Origin of the sequence: Sutcliffiella sp. NC1, assembly GCF_027594365.1 — a bacterium.
Lineage (GTDB): Bacteria > Bacillota > Bacilli > Bacillales > Bacillaceae_I > Sutcliffiella > Sutcliffiella cohnii.
Genome location: NZ_CP115153.1, coordinates 957,831 through 979,375, shown reverse-complemented (window position 1 = coordinate 979,375; position 21,545 = coordinate 957,831). Strand labels below are relative to the sequence as shown.

Below are 21,545 nucleotides of genomic sequence, written 5' to 3'. Positions count from 1 at the left end.
AGCGTAAAAAGCAATCCAATTAACTCGGATTGCTTTTTTAATGTGGAAATGGATTAAAAAGTAGAAATAAGCTATTTACGACATATAAGACAAAAATTAATAGTGATACGTACACATATTTAGGAGTATGTGTCGTTTTTCTTAATAAAACGAAAATAACGACTAGGTGCATGATAATGAGTATAAACGTCGAAAAGTAATGGAATATATCTACCGATGATAAAAGTAGTCCCGATCGATAAAAAATATCTGAACTTCCAAGAACGAATAAATTAAATAAATTACTACCTAACACGCTTCCAATAGCTAACGAAGGATTTCCAAGCCTTACAGCAACGATACAACTTACGACCTCTGGTAACGATGTAGTTACGGCAATTAAAAACATTCCTACAAAACTAGATCCTAAACCAGTAATTACTGCTATTTTATCCCCTGTAAGCGTTAAAAGCGTACCAAAAACCATGATGAGTAAGCAGCTAACGATAAACTTTATAACTGTTCCTCGAATAGAATTTCTCTCCATCTTTTCTGGATGAGCTTCTTTTTCTTCTGCCTTTTCACTCGGTATTCTCGATAAAATCCATAATCCAAAGCCATAACCAACTAACAATAAAATAGAATCAAGTCCGATTCCAAAAAAGTGAATATCTGATTGAATGTACAACCCAAATAGTAAATATACGGTTAGGAACAAACTTAAAATACTAGCATATAAATGTTCCTTCGTTTTAAATTGAAAAATGCGTTGCTTTAAGAAGTAAATATTAATAAATGCTAATGTTAATAAATTAAACAAGTTACTACCAAGAATGTTACCTAAAATCATGTCAGGATTATGAATGATAGCCGCTGTGTAACTCGTTGTAATTTCTGGTAAAGAGGTAGCGCCACCTAAAAGGATCGCTCCTAAAAAGGCTCCGCCTAACGTTGTGTTTCGGCTAATATGATCTGCATATTTTGATAATTTCATGGCAATTAGTACTGTAGCTATTACGGAAATAGTGAATAAGAAATAGACCAAGACATTGAGTTCCTTTCTTTCTAAGTGTAAAGATACTTATTAATTATGTAGTTTCATTTTTTGCACGGCACAATTATATTACTACAACCAATTTATGTTAGACTAAAGTTAAGTTTTTTCCTTAAACTAGTTCGTATAGTTCGTATACTTTAACCTAAACTAAAGAACCATAAACCTATAGTTGTTGTTTAAACATACTATTTTCATGTAAAAATAATTGCTTGTATCTACTTATTATTTTATTTTCTATTGTCCGATTACGTGAAAAAACTCCTCTAAAATAGAGGAGTTTTGGATTATGCGGTATAAGATTGTTCCATTTTCACTTCAACTAAAACTTTTTGAATTCTATTTTTACGGACTTCTTCAATTATAATTTCCGCAAAATCTAATTGGATCTTTTCACCCTTTTTCGGTAAATAACCAATTTTTTCAGAAATCCAGCCGCTTAATGTGATGGAACTAGAATCACTAACATCTAAATTTACAACAGTGGAGAAGTCTTCAACGGATGTTTTTCCATCCATTCGGAATTTTCCTTCTTGAAGTACTTCAATTAATAGTATACTTTCATCATGCTCATCCCAAATATCACCGACAATTTCTTCGATAATATCCTCAATTGAGATAATACCCGCTGTTCCACCATACTCATCAATAACAATCGCAAGGTGGTTTTTAGACTTTTGTAGTTCTTTTAAAAGGTTTGAAATTTTACTTGAACCGATGACAAAATGCGGTTTTCTCATTATGTCTGTTAATTCAAAGTTTTTATTTTCTACATATCGCTCGAAAAAATCACGGTGTGATATAATCCCGACAATATTATCAATTGTTCCCTCGTATACTGGAATTCTAGAGTATTTTTCACGTACAAAAGTTTCCTTAATATCTAGTAAACTATTATTTATGGACACAGCAACGACATCAGGTCGTGGTGTTAATATGTCATTTACAACTATATCGTCAAATTCAATTGCATTATGCAATAGTTCTTTTTCTTGAGAGAGAAATGTCCCTTCTTCTTCTCCAATCTCGACTAATGCCTTGACGTCCTCATCCGTAACAGTTGGCTCCATTTCTTTAGAACCTAATACTTTGTTTATGCCAAGCTTTAACTGGACAAAAAGCCAAGTAATCGGATAGAAGAGTTTCATGACCGCCATTAAAGAAGCAGAAATAACTAACAAGTATTTCTCTGCATATTGTTTCGCTAACGATTTCGGAAGAACTTCACCAAAAATAAGAATAAGAATCGTAGTAACAGCAGTTGAAATAGCTAACGTGGTCCCTTGCGAACCAAACAGATCCGTCGCAATTTTTGTTGCAATCGTCGCCATCGCAATGTTTACAATGTTATTCCCAATTAAAATAGTGGATAAACTGTGGTCAAACTTCTCCGTCAATTTAAGCGAACGCTGTGCTTTTACATTTTCATCATCAGCCATATTTCGTAAACGAACTTTGTTCGCACTTGTAATAGCTGTTTCTGATGCAGAAAAATAACCCGAAAGTATTAATAATGCTCCAAAAAAGATTATCGAGTCATAGGGTATACTGTCCAAAATCTCATCACTCTCCTAGTAATCATTAATATAAATATATTCAATTTTAAACATTTTAGCAATAAAAATGCATACTTTTAATATTTTTATTACGTTTATATTGGAATATTTTAGATTTCTTTACAAAATTGTCTCTAATTCAAAAATATCTTCGTTATTAATTTTAGATATATTAAAAACTCAGCCTTTCATAGCTGAGTTTTTGGCATTATTGAAGTGCTCCCTCAATTTCCTTCACCATTTCTAAAACTGATATTAGACCTCCACCGGATAAATACCAATAGTTTGGATCTAAATAAATGATATTACCTTCTTGGTATGCTTTCGTTTTTTCAATTAGCGCATTTTCAACTGTTTGCTTTGCAGAAGATTCACCTGCAACCGCTGCACCTCTGTCGATAACGAATAAATAATCTGGATTTTGCTCTAAAATGTACTCAAATGATACATTCATCCCATGTGTTGAAACTTCAATACCAGCGTCAACTGGCTCAAACCCAAATTCATCATGAATGATACCGAAACGAGATCCTGGGCCGTATGCGCTAATATTCCCTTCATTCGCCAGTATGATTAACGCATTTTTTCCATTTTTAGTTGTTTTTTCACTCAATTGTTCAATCGCGCTCTTAATTGAAGCAAGTTGTTGTTCGATATAACCTTCTTGGTTAAAAATTTGACCTAACGTTTGCATATTACTTTCAAATGATTGTAAGTAATCATTTGTATTAATACCAAGATGAATCGTTGGTGCGATTTTAGATAGCTCATCATATAATTCAGCCTGTCTTGCTGAAATAATGATTAAGTCCGGATTAATTTCACTAATTTTTTCAAAATCTGGCTCTTTTAAAGCTCCTACATTTTCATACTTCTCATCTTCATATTTCGATAAGTATGGCGGAATATTTGCCTGTGGAACTCCAACTACATCTATTCCCATTTTATCTAATGAATCTAAAATACCGAAATCAAACACTACCACTTTTGATGGGTTAATAGTTACAGCTGTACTCCCTAGTTCATGTTCAATTGTTAGTACATCTTCATCGTTACTATTTGAGCTAGCATTTCCAGACGTTGTGTCAGTATTTCCGCACGCAGCTAAAATTGTAATGAAAAATATAATTGTAAAAACAGTTAATAATTTTTTCATAAGAACCCCTCTTAATTCTCTATTTATTGTTGTAGCCTTTAATAAAACAGGCATTCCCTTTTTTATAAATGCCTGATAAAGAACAGTTAAGTATTCTTCTAGCTACTAAGAAAAGTACACACAAATTCTATTACATTGAATATTTTCTATATGAATATCCATATCATAAATTGTTTTCAAAATATCTGAATTAATAATGTGATCGGTAGCGCCTTCCTTAATTAATTTTCCGTCCTTTAAAGCAACAATATAATCTGAATATACAGACGCAAAATTTATATCATGGATAACAATAATAACTGTTTTTCCTCTTTCTTTTACTAGTCTACTTAATACCTTCATTATTTGAACGGAATGTTTCATATCAAGGTTATTCAGCGGTTCATCTAGTAAAATATATTCTGTATTTTGGGCAATTACCATTGCAATATAAGCACGTTGCCTTTGACCACCACTTAGCTGATCAAGAAACTTATCCTCCATCTCACCTAAGTCCATATACTGGATTGCATCATCAACATATTGCCAGTCTTCTTTTGTTAAATTACCTTGTGAATAAGGGAAACGTCCAAATGCAACTAACTCACGTACTGTAAGGCGAATATTGATTTGGTTAGATTGTTTTAATATTGAAATTTTCTTTGCTAATTCATTACTATTCCATCTATTTATATCTCTACCATCTATGCGAACTTTTCCTTCATCTTGCTTAATCAGCCTACTAACGATTGATAATAACGTACTTTTCCCAGCTCCATTCGGCCCGATAAAAGTCGTTATTTTCCCTTTTTCAATATTAACAGAAACATCTTCTACGACCTTTTTATTTCCATACGCTTTACTTACACCTAAAACTTCAATCATTTTCTTGTCCCCCTTAGTAGAAGATATATGAAGTACACTCCACCAATAAAGTTGATAATGACACTTAGAGTTGTTGAGAACGTAAAGACTCTCTCTACTACGAGTTGCCCACCTACAAGTGCAATAATACTAATAAAAACAGATCCTATAAGTAAGTACTTATGCTTATACGTTTTCAAAAACTCATACGATACATTGGCTACTAGTAAACCTAAAAAGATAATTGGACCAACTAATGCCGTTGAAATAGAAACTAGAATAGCAATAACAATTAATAACCGTTTTACTGCATAATCATAGTCAACACCTAAGTTAATTGCCTCATCTTTACCTAACGATAGAACATCTAAGTAGTTGGCAAACTTCATAAAATAGAGTCCAACTAAAACGAGTACACCTATTGCAATAAAAATTAAATCTGTTTGTACATTATTAAAACTAGCAAACATTCTATCCTGTACAACCATAAACTCATTTGGATCAATTAGTACTTGCATGAACGTAGAAGCACTATCAAATAATGTTCCAAATATAATCCCTACAAGTAAAAGAAAGTATATATTGTTTCCTTCTCTTTTAAACAAGATTTTATAAAAGACTAAGGAAAATAACACCATTAATAAGATAGAGATAATAAAGTTCACATTTTTGTTGATTAAAAGAAAGCTAGTAGAACCAAATAAAAATATAATAAAAGTTTGTATTAAAATATATAAATTATCTAAACCTAAAAGACTTGGAGTCAAAATTCGGTTGTTTGTAATCGTTTGAAAGACGACGGTAGAAATTGCAATTGTTCCACCAGTGATGACGATTGCTAAAATTTTCATTCCTCTTCTAGGTAAAACATAACCCCAGTTACTACCTAACCCGATAAATAAATACGTTAGTATTAATGCGACTGATACTATTATTAATCCTGAAATCTTCCACTTAAGCTGCATAATTCTTTCTCCTCATTAATAGGTACAGGAACATTCCGCTTCCTATAACACCTACTGTTAAACCGATAGGGATTTCATACGGGTAAATAATCGTTCTACCAAGAATGTCACATACTAATACGAAGATTGCACCAATTAGGGCAGTATGAGATAGGTTTTTCTTTAAGTTGTCTCCTTGATATAAACTTACGATATTAGGAACAATTAATCCTAAAAACGGTATCATACCGACTGTTAACAATACCAATGTAGCTACTAACGCTACAATAATTAATCCGATATTAACTACTCGTTTATAATTCATTCCTAGGTTAACTGCGAATTCCTCTCCCATCCCAGCTACCGTAAATCGGTTAGCATAAAGATAGGCGATAGCCATTAAAGGAATACTTATATAGAGTAATTCGTACCTTCCTTGCATAATTAACGAAAAATTACCTTGTAGCCATGAAGACATATTCTGAATTAAATCGTTCTTGTACGCAAAGAAAGTAGTTATGGAACCTATAATATTACCAAACATTAAACCTACTAACGGAATAAAAATGGCATCTTTATACTTAACTTTTTCTAATATTTTCATAAAAATGAAGGTTCCTAGTAAAGCAAAAATAAACGCAACAATCATTTTTTGGAACATGCTTGCAGATGTAAATAACATTAACGAAACTAGAACACCTAAACGCGCAGAGTCCATCGTTCCAGCAGTAGTAGGAGAAACAAACTTGTTTCTAGTTAATTGTTGCATGATTAAACCACAAATACTTAAAGAAACACCGGCAATAATAATACTTACTAACCGTGGTACTCGACTTATTAGAAAAATTTGTACTTCATCATCTCTCCAATAAATTAAGTCAAGTGGTGTAATGTTTTTCACTCCGATAAATAAGGAGATAATGGATAAAATTATTAGTAAGATTATTAAATACCTTCTTTTCATGTCTAGAACCCCTATTATGTTGCTTTTTATTTCACTAATTACGAAGTGATATTCATTATCATTTAAAAATAAAAATAAAAGTGATGCTCCGCACCAAAAATCTGATAACGATTCTCATTACCAGTAATAATTATATCTCTATAATCAATTGACAGTCAAGGTCTTTATACTGAAACTGAATTGAATTGTGGAACTATTTCACTTTTTCTTAACAATTTAATGATAGTTGTAATAGTGCAAAGGCAAAAAGCGTGGCGTGTACAAATCGAATTGAAAAATAAACTGTTAAACAGACACTAAAAAATGAGTATATACCTTGGATAAATCGAAAAGCACACTCAATAATAGAGTGTGCTTTAAACAATAACATCATTACACTTTTTCAAGCCTAGGTAGTTCAACTCGGAAGATTGTTTCTTCTCTTGATGATTTACATGTAATGGTACCGTTATGTTTTTCAATAATATTTTTACAAACGAAAAGCCCTATTCCTGTTCCTAACTCCTTTGTTGTATAAAATGGCTCGAATATCGTTCCAATTGTATTCTCAGGTATTTCCGGTCCATTGTTAGAAATTGAAACACCTACAAATCTTCCGTTTTCACAGTTCGTTATTTTTATTACTTTAGGTTTTTCTCTATTACTTAATGCATCAATTGAATTAATGATTAAATTTAGTAACACTTGTCTTAATTCATCTTTATTTCCTTCTAATATTACTTCGCACTCCATTTCTACCTTTACATCAACATCGGCGGCGACAATACTAGGGTACGTTAGTTGTAAAATGTTATCGATTACCTCATTTACGTTTATTTTTTCAGGCTTCCTACCAGGAATGTTAGCTTTAGAAGTATGCAAAAATTGTGTAATTCTGAAATTAAGTTGCTCTAATTCAACATCGATAATATCTAGATACTTTAATGTTGGGTACTCATCACGAAGCAGTTTAGTAAACCCAATTACTGCTGTAAGAGGATTACGAAATTCGTGGACGAAACTTGAAGACATTTGACCTAGTAATGCTAAGCGATCTTTCTGAGTTTCATGAATTAGTATTGTTTTTTCTTCCAGCTCTTTATCTTTTATTTCTGTATACTTTTTTACAGCATAATAACTAAATTGATCAAAAAGGTAATTAATCTTCTCTATTGCACTTTGCAAATCTTCTATTGGAATGTCTACTTTACTTATATATTTTAGAATGACAGTCCTTCCGAAATTAACATTAAAAACAAATTCCCCGATATTAATATTTGCTTCTACTCTTTCAAGAGCGACTTTAGTAGCTAGCTGTTTTAGTTCTTCATTCGAAATTAAGTCTTTTAATGCCTTTTTTACAAGTATGTACATTTGATAACCGTTATTTTTCACTTTATCTTTATGTATATCGTTATCGGAAAGCTTAATATAATGCTCCCACTCCATTAAAAATTCATCTTGGTTTTCTTGTAAAAAGAGAAATATTTTGTCGAAATTGGCTTTAGCTACATTACTCAAGAGACATTTCACCACCAAACAGAACTTTATATATTTAATTTCAACAAAAAGTGAGATTTTCCTTTATTTTTCACTAATATTAGAAAACTCACGAATCCATTGGACGAAACGAGTTTGTGTTAATCCTTCTTAATCGACTTTAATGAGTAAACCATATTTCTATAAACTAAAAACCCACCATTTATGGCGGGTTTTAAAAGATATTAGTTATTATTCATAACTTTTTTCTAATTCATCAATCAAGCTTCCTACAAATGCTACAGCTTTTTTAATTGGTTCTTGCGTTGACATGTCAACACCTGCGTGTTTTAACAGTTCTAAAGGAGTTTTCGTCCCACCCATTTTTAATACTTCTATCCAACGATCAACTGCAGGTTGACCTTCTTCTTTCATAAGTTGCGCTACTGCAGTAGATGCTGTTAAACCAGCAGAGTATGTGTATGGATATAGGCCCATGTAATAATGCGGTTGACGCATCCACGTTAAGCCAGCTCCTTCATCTAATTCCACAGTGTCTCCCCAGAAATTAGATAGAACTTCTGTTTTTTGTTCCGTTAACGTTTTCGCAGTAATGGGAGTACCAGCTTCCGCTAAAGCATACACTCTTCTTTGAAGCTCGCCTTCTAATAAATGTGTAACAAAATTATGATAGTATGTTCCTAAAAATTGAAGAATAATCCATCTTCTCATTCTTTTATCTTCTGTTGTACTTAATAAATGCTGCCCTAATAGTAATTCGTTCATCGTGGACGGTGCTTCTACAAAATACATAGACGGTCTTGTGTTAGAATATGTCTGATTTTTTCCAGCTAAGTAAAAATGTCCGGCATGTCCTAATTCATGCGTTAATATAAATGCGCCGCGCATTGTATCTGTCCAAGTAATCAAAATGTATGGGTGTACTCCATATGGACTTGCACAAAAAGCACCAGTAGATTTTCCAACGTTTTCAGCTAAATCTACCCATCGGTCCTTTAACCCCTTTTCCATAATTTCCACATACTCTGGTCCCATTACTTGAAGTGATTCTAATATAACTTTAGAAGCATCTTCATAAGTAGTTGTAGGGTTAAAATCAGGATCTAACGGTGCTTTCAAATCGCAGAACATTAGTTTATCTAATCCTAGTACACGTTTTTTCAATTTAGCAAATCGACGCATATGAGGTGCTAATTCTTTTTGAATAACATCTAATTGGTTGTTGTACATTTCTAATGAAACATCTTGTGGTTGCAGTAGCATATGTGTGACGGACTCATACCCGCGCAAACGAGAAAGAGTCACTTGTTTCTTAATTTCGGTTGAGTATGTAGCTGCAAAAGTGTTTTGATATTGCTTTAATGTATTTGTAAATGATTGAAACGCATTTCTTCGTACTTCCGTATTAGGTGATAATTCATATCTATCTTCAAACGTTGCAAAAGTTAAAGGTAGTTCCTTTCCTTGTTCATCTTGGAACGGAGCGAAAGCCATATCAGAAGATTTACTGCGCTGATACGTCATATATGGTGATGATAATACTTCCCCAAGCGCTGCTAACGTTTCTTCCGTTTCAGGATGCAATATATGTGGTTTCGTTTCTAGCAGCTCATTTAAAGGCTTTTGGAAAGCTTGTAACTTAGGTTCTTCTACTAAATATTTTTCTACTGTTCCGTCAGGTAAAGCTAATATTTCCGAATCGATAAAAGCAGTTGACGCTGAAACTGAAGCTAAAAATGAACCAACTAATGCTGATTGTGCTTGGCTCTCTGAATTTGTTCCGTCCTCTGCCTGTTGCAAATTAGCATAAGTAGCTACTCGCATCACACGAACATAAAGTGCTTCTTGTTGTGATAAGCATTCTAATAAATTGTTAGCTCCTTCGCCAAGTTTTCCTTTATATTGAGTAACTGTTGGCACCTCTTGTTTAATCGCTTCCAATTCTTCTTTCCATGCTTCTTTCGTCGGAAAAAGGTCTGTTAAATCCCATTTTAGTTCTTCAGGTACTTCATTTCTTAAAGTATTTTTCACTTGTACATTTTGCATTTTATTTACCCCTCTACTAATAATTTCGAAGCTCTAAATATTTTTTATTATAAACGAATTGGAGTAATATTTGTACAATTATTCCGAAATTTCCATTTGTTTTTAAAAAATCCGCTTCTTGAGAGTTGCGTTAGTTTTTCTTATGCAACTTTAACAAGTGGACCATGTTCAATAGTAGAACCTTATAGTTTAATAATTTTCACTTCCTCTTAAGCTAAATTTTTTTTACTTACTAGCATATTTTCTGACATATTATTTCCAGTCTGTTAAAATAGTTTTATTCTAAAAACAAAGAAGGTATTATTATATGGAAAATGTTGGACTTGTACTTGAAGGTGGAGGAATGAGAGGGGTATATACAGCCGGAGTACTAGAGTACTTTATGAAAGAAAACCTTTACTTTCCTTATAGTATCGGAGTTTCTGCAGGTGCGTGTATGGCTGCTTCCTACCTATCTCGCCAAGCTGGTAGAAATAAAAAAGTTAATTTAGATTATGTCAATGATTGGCGATATTTCTCAGTTAGGAATTATTTTAAGAAGAGACAACTGTTCGGAATGGATTTTATTTTTGATGAAATCCCGAAAAGAATTGTCCCCTTTGATTTTGATGCATTCCAAAATAGTAATGAACAATTAGTAATCGGCACGACAGATTGTCATACCGGTGAAGCAGTCTATTTTAACAAAAGCGACCATGCAGAAAATATATTATCAATTATACGCGCATCTAGCTCTTTGCCTTTTGTTGCTCCGCCAGTGCATTACGATAATCGTATTTTACTAGACGGTGGAATAATTGATCCTATTCCAATTAGAAAAGCACAACAAGATGGTAAGCGAAAGAATATTGTTATATTAACAAAACCTGCTGGCTACTTTAAGAAACCAAGTAAGTTTTCGTCCTTATTTCAATATAAAGAGTTTCCTAAAGTAAATGGCTTACTTCAAACACGCCATAGCGTTTATAACGAAACGATCGAATATTTATTGGAAGAAGAGAAAAAAGAGAATGTTATCGTATTACGGCCTAGTGTCGCCTTACCAGTTGGAAGAATGGAACGTAATCGAAGCAAATTAGAGATGTTATATGAACTAGGTATGCGTGATGCAGAAGAGCAGATTGGTAGGATAAGAGAGTTTATTCAATGATGTGAAAAGCAATATTAGTGAACTATGTGCTGTTACTCAAGGGAGTACTTAGTTCACTAATTATCCCCATATTCGTTATTTTCGTTGACAAAATTGAACGAAGTGTTGAGTTTTTATCACTTTTTTCGAATTATCTTTCAGTTGCCTGGCATTTATTTATCACTGACCTCGGTTTATTTATCACCGATCGCCTTTTATTTATCACCGACCCAATTTATTTATCACCGACCTCAATTTATTTATCACCGACCTCAATTTATTTATCACCGACCTCAATTTATTTATCACCGACTCGCTTTTATTTATCACTGACCTCCTTTTATTTATCACCGACTCGCTTTTATTTATCACTGACCTCCTTTTATTTATCACCGACTTGCTTTTATTTATCACTGGCCTCGGTTTATTTATCACCGACCCTTCTCAAGAAAACAACTTTAAATGATACCGAGTACTCTTCAAACTCCCCGTACGTTTTAGATTTAATTTTGATAAATACCTCGAAGCAGTAACTATAGGGAGTCCACCAATAAAGTCTCGAAATTCTCGATTTGTAATTTCGTTACTAATTAATAAATAGTAATCGTTGAGAGTATGTTTGTAAGCATCGGAACTTTTATATCTACAATCAGGACATAGCCATATGCCATTTTTTAACCTCTCCATCCCCATTACAAGACAGGATGGACAATGTACCCCCTTGATTAGTTCTTCTTTACGAACTTTAAACTTTTCTAGTTAATTAGGCTCAAAAGACACATTTCTCTTTTTCAAAAGATTTTCTACTCTTTTCAATTCACAAGTAGACCAAATTTCCTTTCGGTGAATGCGATTAATATCAACTAGTTTCATAGGAAGTGCCTCTGCTCGCACTATATTACTTGGAATTTTCACATACTCTGGATTTGATTTTAAAGTTGTATATGAATTGGTAAGTACAACTAATGTAAGAACTGGGATTGCAGGTAATTGAAGAGCTTGTAACAATCCCAATAACTGAAGCTTATGTCTTTCTACTTGTGATATAGGGTCATAAGAAACTAGCTCTTTTTCGATCCTTGCTTGAGTTAATTGGTTTGAGCTTGCTTGGTAAATAAGTTCTCCTGCGAAGTTTTTCGATTCTAAGATGAGAATATATCGAGTTGTCATTACTAATGTGTCTATTTGGAAGTAACTGCTTTTGTTGGGTAATCGGAGGTTAGTTAAAGTAAGCGATTCGCTTTTCGATAAAAGGGAGAGGTAGTAGTCCAACGTTTTTTCACCACGAAATCCAGCTTGCTGCTTCCAAAGTTCTTCCTCTAAAAGGCTTCTGCTTGGATGCTTCACTGGCACTCTTCTTTTTGCAGCTTCAAGCATTAATAAATAAATTGGGGTTTTTCTTTCTTTAATAATGATCACTCCTTTCAAGATTCCAACATCAATATTCGACATTTCGCTTTTATTCCTCCTTATGAACATAATAAAAAAACTCAGCATAGGCTGAGTTTTTCCATTTACACTATTATTTAATAGATCCTTCAATTTCTTTTACCATTTCTTGCACGGATGTTAAACCTCCACCAGAAAGGTACCAGTAGTTAGGGTCTAAATATACGATATTTCCGTTTTGATATGCTTTTGTTTTTTCTACAATTGCATTTTCAACTGTTTGTTTTGCGGAAGATTCACCAGCAACTGCTGCGCCACGGTCAATTACGAATAAATAGTCAGGATCTTGTTCTAAAATGTATTCGAAAGAAACGTTCATTCCGTGTGTAGATACTTCGATACCCGCATCAACTGGCGTGAATCCGAATTCATCATGAATAATTCCAAATCTAGAACCAGCTCCGTAAGCACTAATATTACCTTCGTTAGCTAAAACGATTAACGCATTTTTGTTTAATGCTGTTGCTTTCTCTTTTAACGCTTCAATTGATTCTTTAACAGTAGCAAGCTGCTGTTGAATAAATTCTTCTTGTTCAAAAATCTCACCTAATGTTTCCATATTTTTAGTGAAAGAGTTTAAGTAATCATTTGTATCTACACCTAAAAATATAGTTGGACCAATTTTAGATAGCTCATCATAAGATTCTGCTTGTCTTCCAGAGATAATAATTAAGTCCGGGTTAATTTCACTAATTTTTTCAAAATCAGGCTCTTTTAAACTACCTACATTTTCATATTTACTATCTTCATATTTTGATAAGTACGGAGGGATGTTCGCTTGTGGAACACCTGCAACTTCAACATCCATTTGATCTAAAGAATCTAAAATACCAAAATCAAAAACGACTACTTTTTCAGGACTTTTACTTACTTCCGTTGTTCCAAGTTCGTGCTCAATTGTAAGTGTAGCTACTTCAGAACCACTGTCACCATTTCCATTATCTCCACTTCCGTTGTTAGCAGTACCAGATGTATTGTTAGACGTACCACATGCTGCTAAAACTGTCATAACTGTCATAAATAATAAAACACTTAACCATTTTTTCATTTTGTTCACCTCATATTTTTTATGTAAAGACAATATTGAAAAGCGTTCATTTAACTAGTTTGAACTAAACCCCCTACAAATGATTATGAGATTCATTATCATTTAATGCTAAATAAAAAAACGAATCTCCATTCGTTGATAATGATTATCATTAACAATGATAATTATATTAATAGATTGAAGAAACGTCAAGCATATATTTTCAAAAAAATAAAGCACTTCAAATGAAGTACTTTAACTCTTAATAGTTAATTGAATAGGACAATGATCGCTACCTAATACTTGATCATGAATATCAGCATCTACTAATCTATCCTTTAACGATTCTGAAACAATAAAATAGTCTATTCTCCAGCCTATATTTCTCGCTCTAACATTTCTCATGTAAGACCACCACGTATAACTGTCACATTTTGTTGGATAGAAATAACGGAAGGAATCGATGAACCCCTCTCTTAACAACTCTGTCATTTTTCCTCTTTCTTCATCGGTAAAACCTGAATTTCCTCTATTCGATTTGAAATTTTTTAAGTCTATGTCTTCATGAGCGACATTTAAATCTCCACAAAGGACGACTGGTTTCTCTTGATCAAGTTGTTTTAAATATTGTCGTATTTTATCTTCCCATTGTAAACGGAATGGTAGCCGCGCTAAGTCTCGTTGAGAATTTGGTGTATACATATTAACTAAATAAAAATCATCATATTCTAGCGTAAGTATTCTTCCTTCCGGCTCTGTTTCTTCCTCCCCCACACCGTAACGGACGGAGATAGGTTTTAGTTTTGTAAAAACAGCTGTTCCTGAATACCCTTTTTTCTCTGCGTAATTCCAATATTGGTAATAACCTTCTAGCGATAAATCAATTTGCCCCTCTTGCAATTTACTTTCTTGAATACAAAAGATATCTGCATCTATTTCATGAAAGAAGTCAAGAAATCCTTTTGTTACACAAGCTCTTAAGCCGTTGACATTCCAAGATATTAATTTCATATTTGTAGTACTCCTATTCTTTCTATTATAGTAACGGATAAAATATCCTTTTGTTGGAAATAGTAATGGTAAAACAATGGAGTGTGTAATAATGAACAATTTTATGGAACAATTTAAAAACTTCACAAAGCACTTAGGTGAAGAAGTGAAAGAGATCTTTAAACATGAACCTGTTGAAAAAATAAGCGTTCTGGACTTGTCCTCATTTATTATTTCTCATCCAAATACTAGAAAAATTGAACAAGAAATGCTGCACCTCACCTTTAACACATACCATCTTAACATAAATCCGTATCATTTAAGACTAGAAACGAAAGGCAAAAATAATGAACAAGTATTAGAAATTACTATTTGGACAACGGAACAAACCGTTTTATCATTTGATGGATATGAACATGAGGGGAATGTTTCAACTGAGGAGATACAAATCCCAAAATCGATATACGAAAAGCTGATGGGATCAGATAGTATGCTACATTAGATGAGACAAACTTCTGTTAATAGATATGAAAACGCCAGGAAAATATCCTGGCGTACATACTTATTATTTATTTTCTCTTCTATATTCTACTAACCAACAATCTCTATATTCTCCTTCATGCCATTCATGTTTTGGCATTAGTTTAACCTTTTTGAATCCACACTTTTCGTAACATGCAACAGCTCGTTCGTTCCATGCTTGTGGGTCCATCGCGATAACATCAACCTTTAATTCATTTATTAAATAATAAACCATCCCACGGACAAGTTCAGTACCTATCCCTCTATTCCAATAAGAACTCTCCCCAATGAATTGATCCATTCCATAAACAATTTCATTACGATTATTATAGCCATATTTGTCTTTATACTCTTCCTCAATTGGATAGTATTGAATGTATCCTATTTCAACTCCTTCATATTCGACAATACAACCTGTAACATAATGATCTTCCACATTAAAAAAGTGTTTCGTCACTAATTCAATATTATGCGGATTATCACGGCCTTCATAATATTGTAGGATAGTTGGATTAGAAAGCCACTTCGCAAGCAATGTTTTATCAGAGTCTCTAAGTTTTCTAACTACTATGCTACCTTGTTGAAAGATCATGTCCCTACCTCCTTCTTATATATAATACCTTCTTAAAAATGATAAAAATTCTTTCTGTTTTTCGTGTTGATATTTCATTATAGCGTACGTATTTGCCTCCGGTAACGAAAAGGAATGGGAGTAAACTTCTATCAATCTACCTTCAAGTAGCTCACGACGCACAGTGGATCTTGGGAGAAAGGAAACACCTAACCCTTCACTAATAAATCTTTTCGTTATATGGATTTGCGATACCTTCATCATTTTTACACTAGGTATTTTATTTTTTATCAATAAACTTAAGGTGTCCCAATAAGCTGGATGGTTATGGGTAAGAAGATAATTATTCGTTAGTAGTTCCTCCTCATCTAACGGTGGAGCCATTTCAAAGTCTCTTCCATCATGTGGAGCGACGAAGACAATTTCATCCTTGTATAACATTTCCGAGAGCAAATTCGTATTCGTACTTTTTAAACAAGATAGTCCTAAATCTACCTCTTCATTCAATACAATTTCCTCAATATCAACAGACTCTACAATTTTCACATCAATTTCTACTTCTGGATAACGTTTCGTATAACTTTTTAACACAAACGGTAAAATAGTATCTGCTATTAACGGAGAAATTGCGATGGAAAGTTTTTTTGTATAGCCTTGACTAAAAGAATTGATATCTTTCAATCCTTCTTCATATACATGTAACAATTTTTTAGCATGTTCTAAATATCTCACCCCTTCTTCCGTTAATTTAACTCTCCTACCTTCTCTTTGAAAAAGTTTTATTCCTAACTCTTTTTCTAGAAGCTTTACATGAACCGTTACTGTAGGCTGTGAAATATATAACACATCAGCTGTACGTTTAAAATTTTCATATTCGGCAGCTGTAACAAATGTTTTTAACCACGCGAACTCCATAGCTTTCCCCCTAACTGATTATGTTTTTTAATTAATTAATTTAAAAATATTTAATTTTTTTAATTAACTATATTTTATAAAATGAACTTAAATAAGGAAAGGGGAGATTTTATGTTTCAGAAAGGTTTAAAAGGGATAGTAGCTGCAGAAACAAAAATATGTGATATTGACGGCGATAACGGCAAATTAATTTATCGAGGATATGAGATCGGAGAATTAACTAATAATTATTCATTTGAAGAAGTAGCTTACCTTTTATGGTACGGTGAAATAGGAGAAAAACACCAACTTCAACAGTTTAATAAGGACTGGAAGAAATATCTCAACTTAACAGACACAACTAAAATAATAATAGATTCGCTTCCTACAAACATGGACTTAATGAGTGTGATTCGGACCACTATCTCATCCTTAGGGACGATAGAATTTAACTGGAAACCTTCCATCTCACAAGCAATGTATTTAACGGCAATTGTTCCTTCTATTATCGCGTATCATACTAGACGTAAAAAAGGTTTAGATTATATTCCTCCAAATGATTGTTACGGTCATGTTGAGAACTTTCTATACATGTTAAACGGTAAAGTTCCCGACCCAGCACATGTTTCCGCTCTAGAGACGTATATGATATTAACGATGGAACATGGCATGAACGCATCTACTTTTTCGGCAAGAGTAACTGCCTCTACTGAATCAGATATCGTTTCTGCTATCACCTCTGCTATTGGGACGATGAAAGGACCGCTTCACGGTGGTGCACCTTCTGGAGTAATTGACCTACTAAATGAAACAGCCAAACTTGAAAACAGAGTGGAGTATATTAGAACTAAAATATTAAACGGTGAAAAATTAATGGGCTTTGGCCATCGTGTTTATAAAACTCACGATCCGAGAGCCATGGCGTTAAAGGAGAAACTTACAAAATTTGTTGGTACGGATGAATGGCTTGACCTTGCTATGGAAGTAGAACAAATCTGTATTGACCAATTAAACGAATTAAAACCTGGACGCTCTCTATATACTAATGTGGAATATTATGCTGCTGCCATAATGAAGGCGATTGACCTTCCCCCAGAAATGTTCACTCCAACCTTCACTGCTAGCAGAATGGTAGGCTGGACCGCCCACGTACTTGAACAAGCCGAAAACAACACGATATACCGCCCTCAATCAATCTATATTGGAAAATAACATTTCTCTAGAACACACATTAAAAGAAAAGCACCTTCATCGTTAAATATGAAGGTGCTCTTCTACTTTAAAATGCTTTGACGTTTAGTTTCTGAATAATTTTATTTACACAATCGGAACGTTGTTCAGTGAACGTATTTACTTCGACATCATACACTTCATCATTTTGATGAACAAATAATAATTGCTCTTTACTTTGGCCAATTCTTCTATCTCCTCTTGCCAGTTCTCTTCTAGCCAATTCCTCAACCGGGCAATGGACACCAACATAAAAGACAGGATAGCCGTTTAAAACTTCAAACCAATCTTTTAATGTTAATTGATCGTGCAAAATATGATCAACTACAAGATTCACACCACTATTTGAAAACATTGCAATATTACGATGAAAATAGTACTCCGTTGGGATAGGAATTAATTTACCTTCCTGCCTATCTTCCATTTTTTCAATAATGTAATCGTAGTCATCAATACTAAAATGAAAATAGTGAGGTAAGACATCTACTAACTCCCTTGATAATGTAGACTTTCCAGAACTTGAAACACCGTTTAATAGTATTATTTTTCCTTTTTCCATAGTTAAATACTAGAATAAGGGAATGTTTTTTCTTTTAACATCTTATATCCCAATTGAATTGCGTCTTTAGTAGACTTAATAAGTGCTTTATCCCCTTTTTTCACCCTTATTTTAAGCGCTTCTGTTAAGCTGATAATGGACTCTTCTAATCTGTCTAATTCTAAAAGACATTTTCCTTTATGTTGATAGGCAAAATCAATCAACGATATTAAATTTTCCTCATTGCATACGGTTAATGCCTTTTCAAAATACGTTAGTGCCTCTTCTAACTCATTATTATATTTCTTCGCTTCTCCTAATCTAATTAAAGTCGTAACATACTTATTGTTATCGCTCACTCGTAAAGCAATATCTATTGCTTGTTCTAAGTAGAAGATCGCTTTTTCCGGTTCTTCTTTTATTCTATAAAGATTACCTAATGCTCCGGAATAGATAAATTGCACATCATCATTTTTACTTGCTACCTTCCCAATTTCTTCAACATTTTGAATGATTGTCTCTAACTTTGATAGATTTTCTACTTTTTCACGAAGAAAGTGATTTTCATCAAAATAAACCAATTCTTTTAACTTTTCCATTTCATTTCTTATTCTTTGTATGGAATCCATTTTACTTTCCTTTCTAAATGTTGTTTCACTACTTTAATGTAGTCTGGTATCTCTTTCAATATAGCCGTCTTTTGCCATCTTTGTTTTTAAGTTTTCTACTAAATAAAATCCTAACAAACCGTACAATTCTTCATCTTCTAATTCCCCTAACAACCTCAAAACGTCTACCCGCTCTAAATCATCTAAAATGGCTGCTGCAATTATTTCTGCATCAAATTCAGAACCAGTAAATTGATCTCGATAAAAAGTGTATAATTCATCTACAAATCTCATTATTTCACCCTTTTATTGCTTTTATCTTCATTATTACCAATTAAAAGAAATCGTAAAAATATGTTTGTTGTATAGGTATTAAATCTTCGAGCTTTTCTATTTGTTCTTTTTTGCCTGTAATAAAGCCAGCCTCATATAGTTCTCTTGGTCTTTTATAGCCGAATGTTAGGGCAGAAAAAGTATTAATCGTCATTTCCATTTCTTCAGAATGATTACTGGATTTTTCTTCTCCTATTAGAAACGTTTGTTCATTCCACGGAGCAAAAGTATCTGTTATTTTTATTTTCACACTTTCTCTACTTTTGTTAAACTTATATTGTTTTATAAATGCTTCAACATTTACAATCCGCGTCATAAAATAAGGAGAAACTTCCATTTTTATATTAGGGTTTACGAGTGAGTAGATGAGTGGATCTCTCTCGTTCGTTATTATTTCAAGCGTATTAACCATGGAATCGTGTTGGCATATAAAATTCCATAGCCCGTTTCTTGCCCCTTTATCGAGAGCCACAAATTCTTCCACTTCCATTTTCGAATCTTTAATGGAATATAATAAATACCCAGTAGGCACTATATCTTCGTAGTAAATAGCAGCATGTAAACCTTCCGTAATTTGTTCCCACCAATCTTTACTACGTACAAGCATACCCGAGAACGTACTAGCATACTGATCATACACAGTACTTAAATCAGTAAAGTCACTCACATCACGGTATCGCTTAATTTTTCCGGTATTTGTATCTGTAGGCAACATTACTAAGTCACTCTTCGTCAATGTGCATTTAAATCGATTAGACAGCACTTCCCATCCATATTTTCTATAAAACGGGATAGAGAACGGATGTAGCATCGAAACAGTGTACCCTTCCTCTTTCATTACGTGTAAACTATGAGTTAGCAACTCTTTAACATATCCCTTTCTGCGATATTCTGGATATGTTGCAACACCTGCAATTCCACCCATCTTCCACTGTTGCTCTCCTAAATGTATCTCGAACGGTAACAGATGTAATTTAGCTACTAACACATCTTCCTCTAATATTCCATACAGTATATGGTTTTTTTTCATACGTTCTATTCGTTTTTCTATTTCATCTATAGGCACTTTATATTGGAAAGCATATTCTGATAACTGGATAGCTTCCTTATATTTATCTTCATTAATTTTTCTTACTAACATTATAATCCTCCTACTCGTTTGTTTTACTCTACTTAAGAATATTCGGTAGGGTTGCAGCAATATCCTTTATTAAAGATTTGCACATGAAAAAAAGCAGCTAATAATAGCCACCTTTTTCAATTTCTTAAAATAATGAAAATCATATACGCAATATATGTCGTTGCGAGTACTAATCCCTCTATTTTCCCTACTCTATAACGTGTTCTAGAGAAAATTAATAAAATGAATGTCATAATGATCATAAATATTGCATCTACAAACACCTTACCATTAACCGCTAACGGAGACACAACGGATGCAGAGCCTAGTACAAAGAGGATATTAAATATATTGCTACCAACAATATTCCCTAACGCAATTTCACTTTGTTTTTTAATTGCCGCTGTTATAGACGTAACTAGCTCTGGGAGTGATGTCCCAATTGCAACGATTGTTAAACCAACTAACGTTTCACTCATTCCTAATGCGTAAGCGATTTCTGTACTATTTTTTACTACTAAATCACCACCATAAATAATTGCAGCTAAGCCGATTAGAGTGAATGCAATATTTTTACCCCACGTAATATTTTCAGTCGATGCCGCTTCATTTATATTGTTAGTTTGCTCGCGACTATTTCTCGCGACTTCAAATATGTAATACATGAAAATGAGGAAAAATAACAGAAGAATTATTCCGTCACTTCTTGTTATTAAATTTACACTTGAAACTTTTAACGCTATATCACTCATTACTACTAATAGTGCAACACTTGCTAATAATGTAAAAGGAATTTCTTTTCTAATCGTTTCACTTTCCACCTTTAATGGATTTAAAAAGGCAGTTAAACCGATTACGAGTGTAATGTTAAAGATATTACTTCCAATAACGTTTCCTAACGCTACATCTGCGTTTTCTTCCAAAGATGCAATAATACTTACTGTTGCTTCAGGCGAACTAGTACCAAAAGCTACAATTGTTAAACCGATTAGTATCGGTGGTACCCGTAATAAACTAGAAATGTTAGAAGCTCCCTTTACAAATAAGTCGGCCCCTTTTATTAACAAGGCAAAGCCAACTACAAGTAATAAGTAATTCAAATAAACTCCTCCA

21 protein-coding genes are annotated in these 21,545 nt (G+C 33.3%); 3 read left to right on the top strand and 18 right to left on the bottom strand.

Translation table 11 applies throughout. The features are described 5' to 3' along the window. Positions 1-37: 37 nt before the first annotated feature. The 8 genes from O1A01_RS04920 to pepF form a co-directional block, all read right to left on the bottom strand. Positions 38-1,024 carry a sodium:calcium antiporter gene (locus O1A01_RS04920; protein WP_066419942.1) on the bottom strand — a complete coding sequence of 329 codons (987 nt, stop codon included), beginning with the start codon at positions 1,022-1,024 and terminating at the stop codon, positions 38-40. A 296-nt stretch (positions 1,025-1,320) separates the two neighbouring features. Continuing rightward, on the bottom strand, positions 1,321-2,589 hold the full coding sequence (locus O1A01_RS04915) for a hemolysin family protein (protein ID WP_270065708.1): 1,269 nt from the start codon (positions 2,587-2,589) through the stop codon (positions 1,321-1,323). A gap of 208 nt (positions 2,590-2,797) precedes the next feature. Continuing rightward, positions 2,798-3,745, bottom strand: coding sequence for a siderophore ABC transporter substrate-binding protein (locus O1A01_RS04910; RefSeq protein WP_066419932.1), 948 nt, complete (start codon positions 3,743-3,745; stop codon positions 2,798-2,800). Between the two features lie 105 nt (positions 3,746-3,850). Further along, a complete protein-coding gene (locus tag O1A01_RS04905; protein ID WP_270065707.1) occupies positions 3,851-4,609 on the bottom strand; it encodes an iron ABC transporter ATP-binding protein in 759 nt (252 codons plus the stop codon). Next, positions 4,606-5,553, bottom strand: coding sequence for an iron chelate uptake ABC transporter family permease subunit (locus O1A01_RS04900; RefSeq protein ID WP_066419927.1), 948 nt, complete (start codon positions 5,551-5,553; stop codon positions 4,606-4,608). The genes O1A01_RS04905 and O1A01_RS04900 overlap by 4 nt, the downstream gene beginning before the upstream one ends. Continuing rightward, positions 5,543-6,496: an ABC transporter permease gene (locus tag O1A01_RS04895; RefSeq protein ID WP_270065706.1), complete on the bottom strand. Its 954-nt coding sequence runs from the start codon at positions 6,494-6,496 to the stop codon at positions 5,543-5,545. Before O1A01_RS04895 ends, O1A01_RS04900 begins: the two co-directional genes overlap by 11 nt. Before the next feature lie 372 nt (positions 6,497-6,868). Beyond that, positions 6,869-7,996: a histidine kinase N-terminal domain-containing protein gene (locus O1A01_RS04890; RefSeq protein WP_235858245.1), complete on the bottom strand. Its 1,128-nt coding sequence runs from the start codon at positions 7,994-7,996 to the stop codon at positions 6,869-6,871. 210 nt (positions 7,997-8,206) lie between these two features. Beyond that, positions 8,207-10,021, bottom strand: a complete 1,815-nt coding sequence (pepF, locus tag O1A01_RS04885; protein ID WP_270065705.1) for an oligoendopeptidase F — start codon at positions 10,019-10,021, stop codon at positions 8,207-8,209. 307 nt (positions 10,022-10,328) lie between these two features. Here pepF and O1A01_RS04880 point away from each other — a divergent pair, with 307 nt between their 5' ends. Continuing rightward, positions 10,329-11,171 (top strand): patatin-like phospholipase family protein, encoded by an 843-nt coding sequence (locus O1A01_RS04880; protein ID WP_270065704.1) that lies wholly within the window; start codon positions 10,329-10,331, stop codon positions 11,169-11,171. Between the two features lie 738 nt (positions 11,172-11,909). On the opposite strand, the gene O1A01_RS04875 is transcribed toward O1A01_RS04880, so the two are convergent. The 3 genes from O1A01_RS04875 to O1A01_RS04865 form a co-directional block, all read right to left on the bottom strand. Continuing rightward, positions 11,910-12,602: a nuclease-related domain-containing protein gene (locus O1A01_RS04875; RefSeq protein WP_270065703.1), complete on the bottom strand. Its 693-nt coding sequence runs from the start codon at positions 12,600-12,602 to the stop codon at positions 11,910-11,912. A gap of 70 nt (positions 12,603-12,672) precedes the next feature. Continuing rightward, a complete protein-coding gene (locus O1A01_RS04870) occupies positions 12,673-13,647 on the bottom strand; it encodes a siderophore ABC transporter substrate-binding protein (protein WP_270065702.1) in 975 nt (324 codons plus the stop codon). 234 nt (positions 13,648-13,881) lie between these two features. Continuing rightward, positions 13,882-14,637 (bottom strand): exodeoxyribonuclease III, encoded by a 756-nt coding sequence (locus tag O1A01_RS04865; protein ID WP_270065701.1) that lies wholly within the window; start codon positions 14,635-14,637, stop codon positions 13,882-13,884. A gap of 91 nt (positions 14,638-14,728) precedes the next feature. Between O1A01_RS04865 and O1A01_RS04860 the strand changes: the two genes are divergently transcribed. Next, complete coding sequence (locus O1A01_RS04860; RefSeq protein ID WP_270065700.1) at positions 14,729-15,118, top strand: hypothetical protein; 390 nt, start codon at positions 14,729-14,731, stop codon at positions 15,116-15,118. Between the two features lie 63 nt (positions 15,119-15,181). On the opposite strand, the gene O1A01_RS04855 is transcribed toward O1A01_RS04860, so the two are convergent. Further along, positions 15,182-15,730, bottom strand: coding sequence for a GNAT family N-acetyltransferase (locus O1A01_RS04855; protein ID WP_270065699.1), 549 nt, complete (start codon positions 15,728-15,730; stop codon positions 15,182-15,184). 15 nt (positions 15,731-15,745) lie between these two features. After that, positions 15,746-16,624 (bottom strand): LysR family transcriptional regulator, encoded by an 879-nt coding sequence (locus O1A01_RS04850; protein WP_270065698.1) that lies wholly within the window; start codon positions 16,622-16,624, stop codon positions 15,746-15,748. A 111-nt stretch (positions 16,625-16,735) separates the two neighbouring features. Between O1A01_RS04850 and O1A01_RS04845 the strand changes: the two genes are divergently transcribed. Beyond that, entirely contained in the window at positions 16,736-17,815 is a 1,080-nt protein-coding gene (locus O1A01_RS04845; protein ID WP_270065697.1) for a citrate synthase/methylcitrate synthase, read from the top strand. Positions 17,816-17,882: 67 nt separating this feature from the next. Here the strand turns inward: O1A01_RS04845 and O1A01_RS04840 are convergent, their stop codons facing one another. The 5 genes from O1A01_RS04840 to O1A01_RS04820 form a co-directional block, all read right to left on the bottom strand. Further along, the gene (locus O1A01_RS04840) at positions 17,883-18,392 is read right to left on the bottom strand and encodes a chloramphenicol phosphotransferase CPT family protein (protein WP_270065696.1); all 510 of its coding nucleotides are present in this window, start codon (positions 18,390-18,392) and stop codon (positions 17,883-17,885) included. 2 nt (positions 18,393-18,394) lie between these two features. Beyond that, positions 18,395-19,000 carry a tetratricopeptide repeat protein gene (locus O1A01_RS04835; protein ID WP_270065695.1) on the bottom strand — a complete coding sequence of 202 codons (606 nt, stop codon included), beginning with the start codon at positions 18,998-19,000 and terminating at the stop codon, positions 18,395-18,397. 33 nt (positions 19,001-19,033) lie between these two features. Further along, complete coding sequence (locus tag O1A01_RS04830; RefSeq protein WP_066419847.1) at positions 19,034-19,273, bottom strand: DUF6154 family protein; 240 nt, start codon at positions 19,271-19,273, stop codon at positions 19,034-19,036. Between the two features lie 40 nt (positions 19,274-19,313). After that, positions 19,314-20,453, bottom strand: coding sequence for a GNAT family N-acetyltransferase (locus O1A01_RS04825; RefSeq protein WP_270065694.1), 1,140 nt, complete (start codon positions 20,451-20,453; stop codon positions 19,314-19,316). 116 nt (positions 20,454-20,569) lie between these two features. Then, positions 20,570-21,532, bottom strand: a complete 963-nt coding sequence (locus O1A01_RS04820; protein ID WP_270065693.1) for a calcium/sodium antiporter — start codon at positions 21,530-21,532, stop codon at positions 20,570-20,572. Positions 21,533-21,545 lie beyond the last annotated feature (13 nt).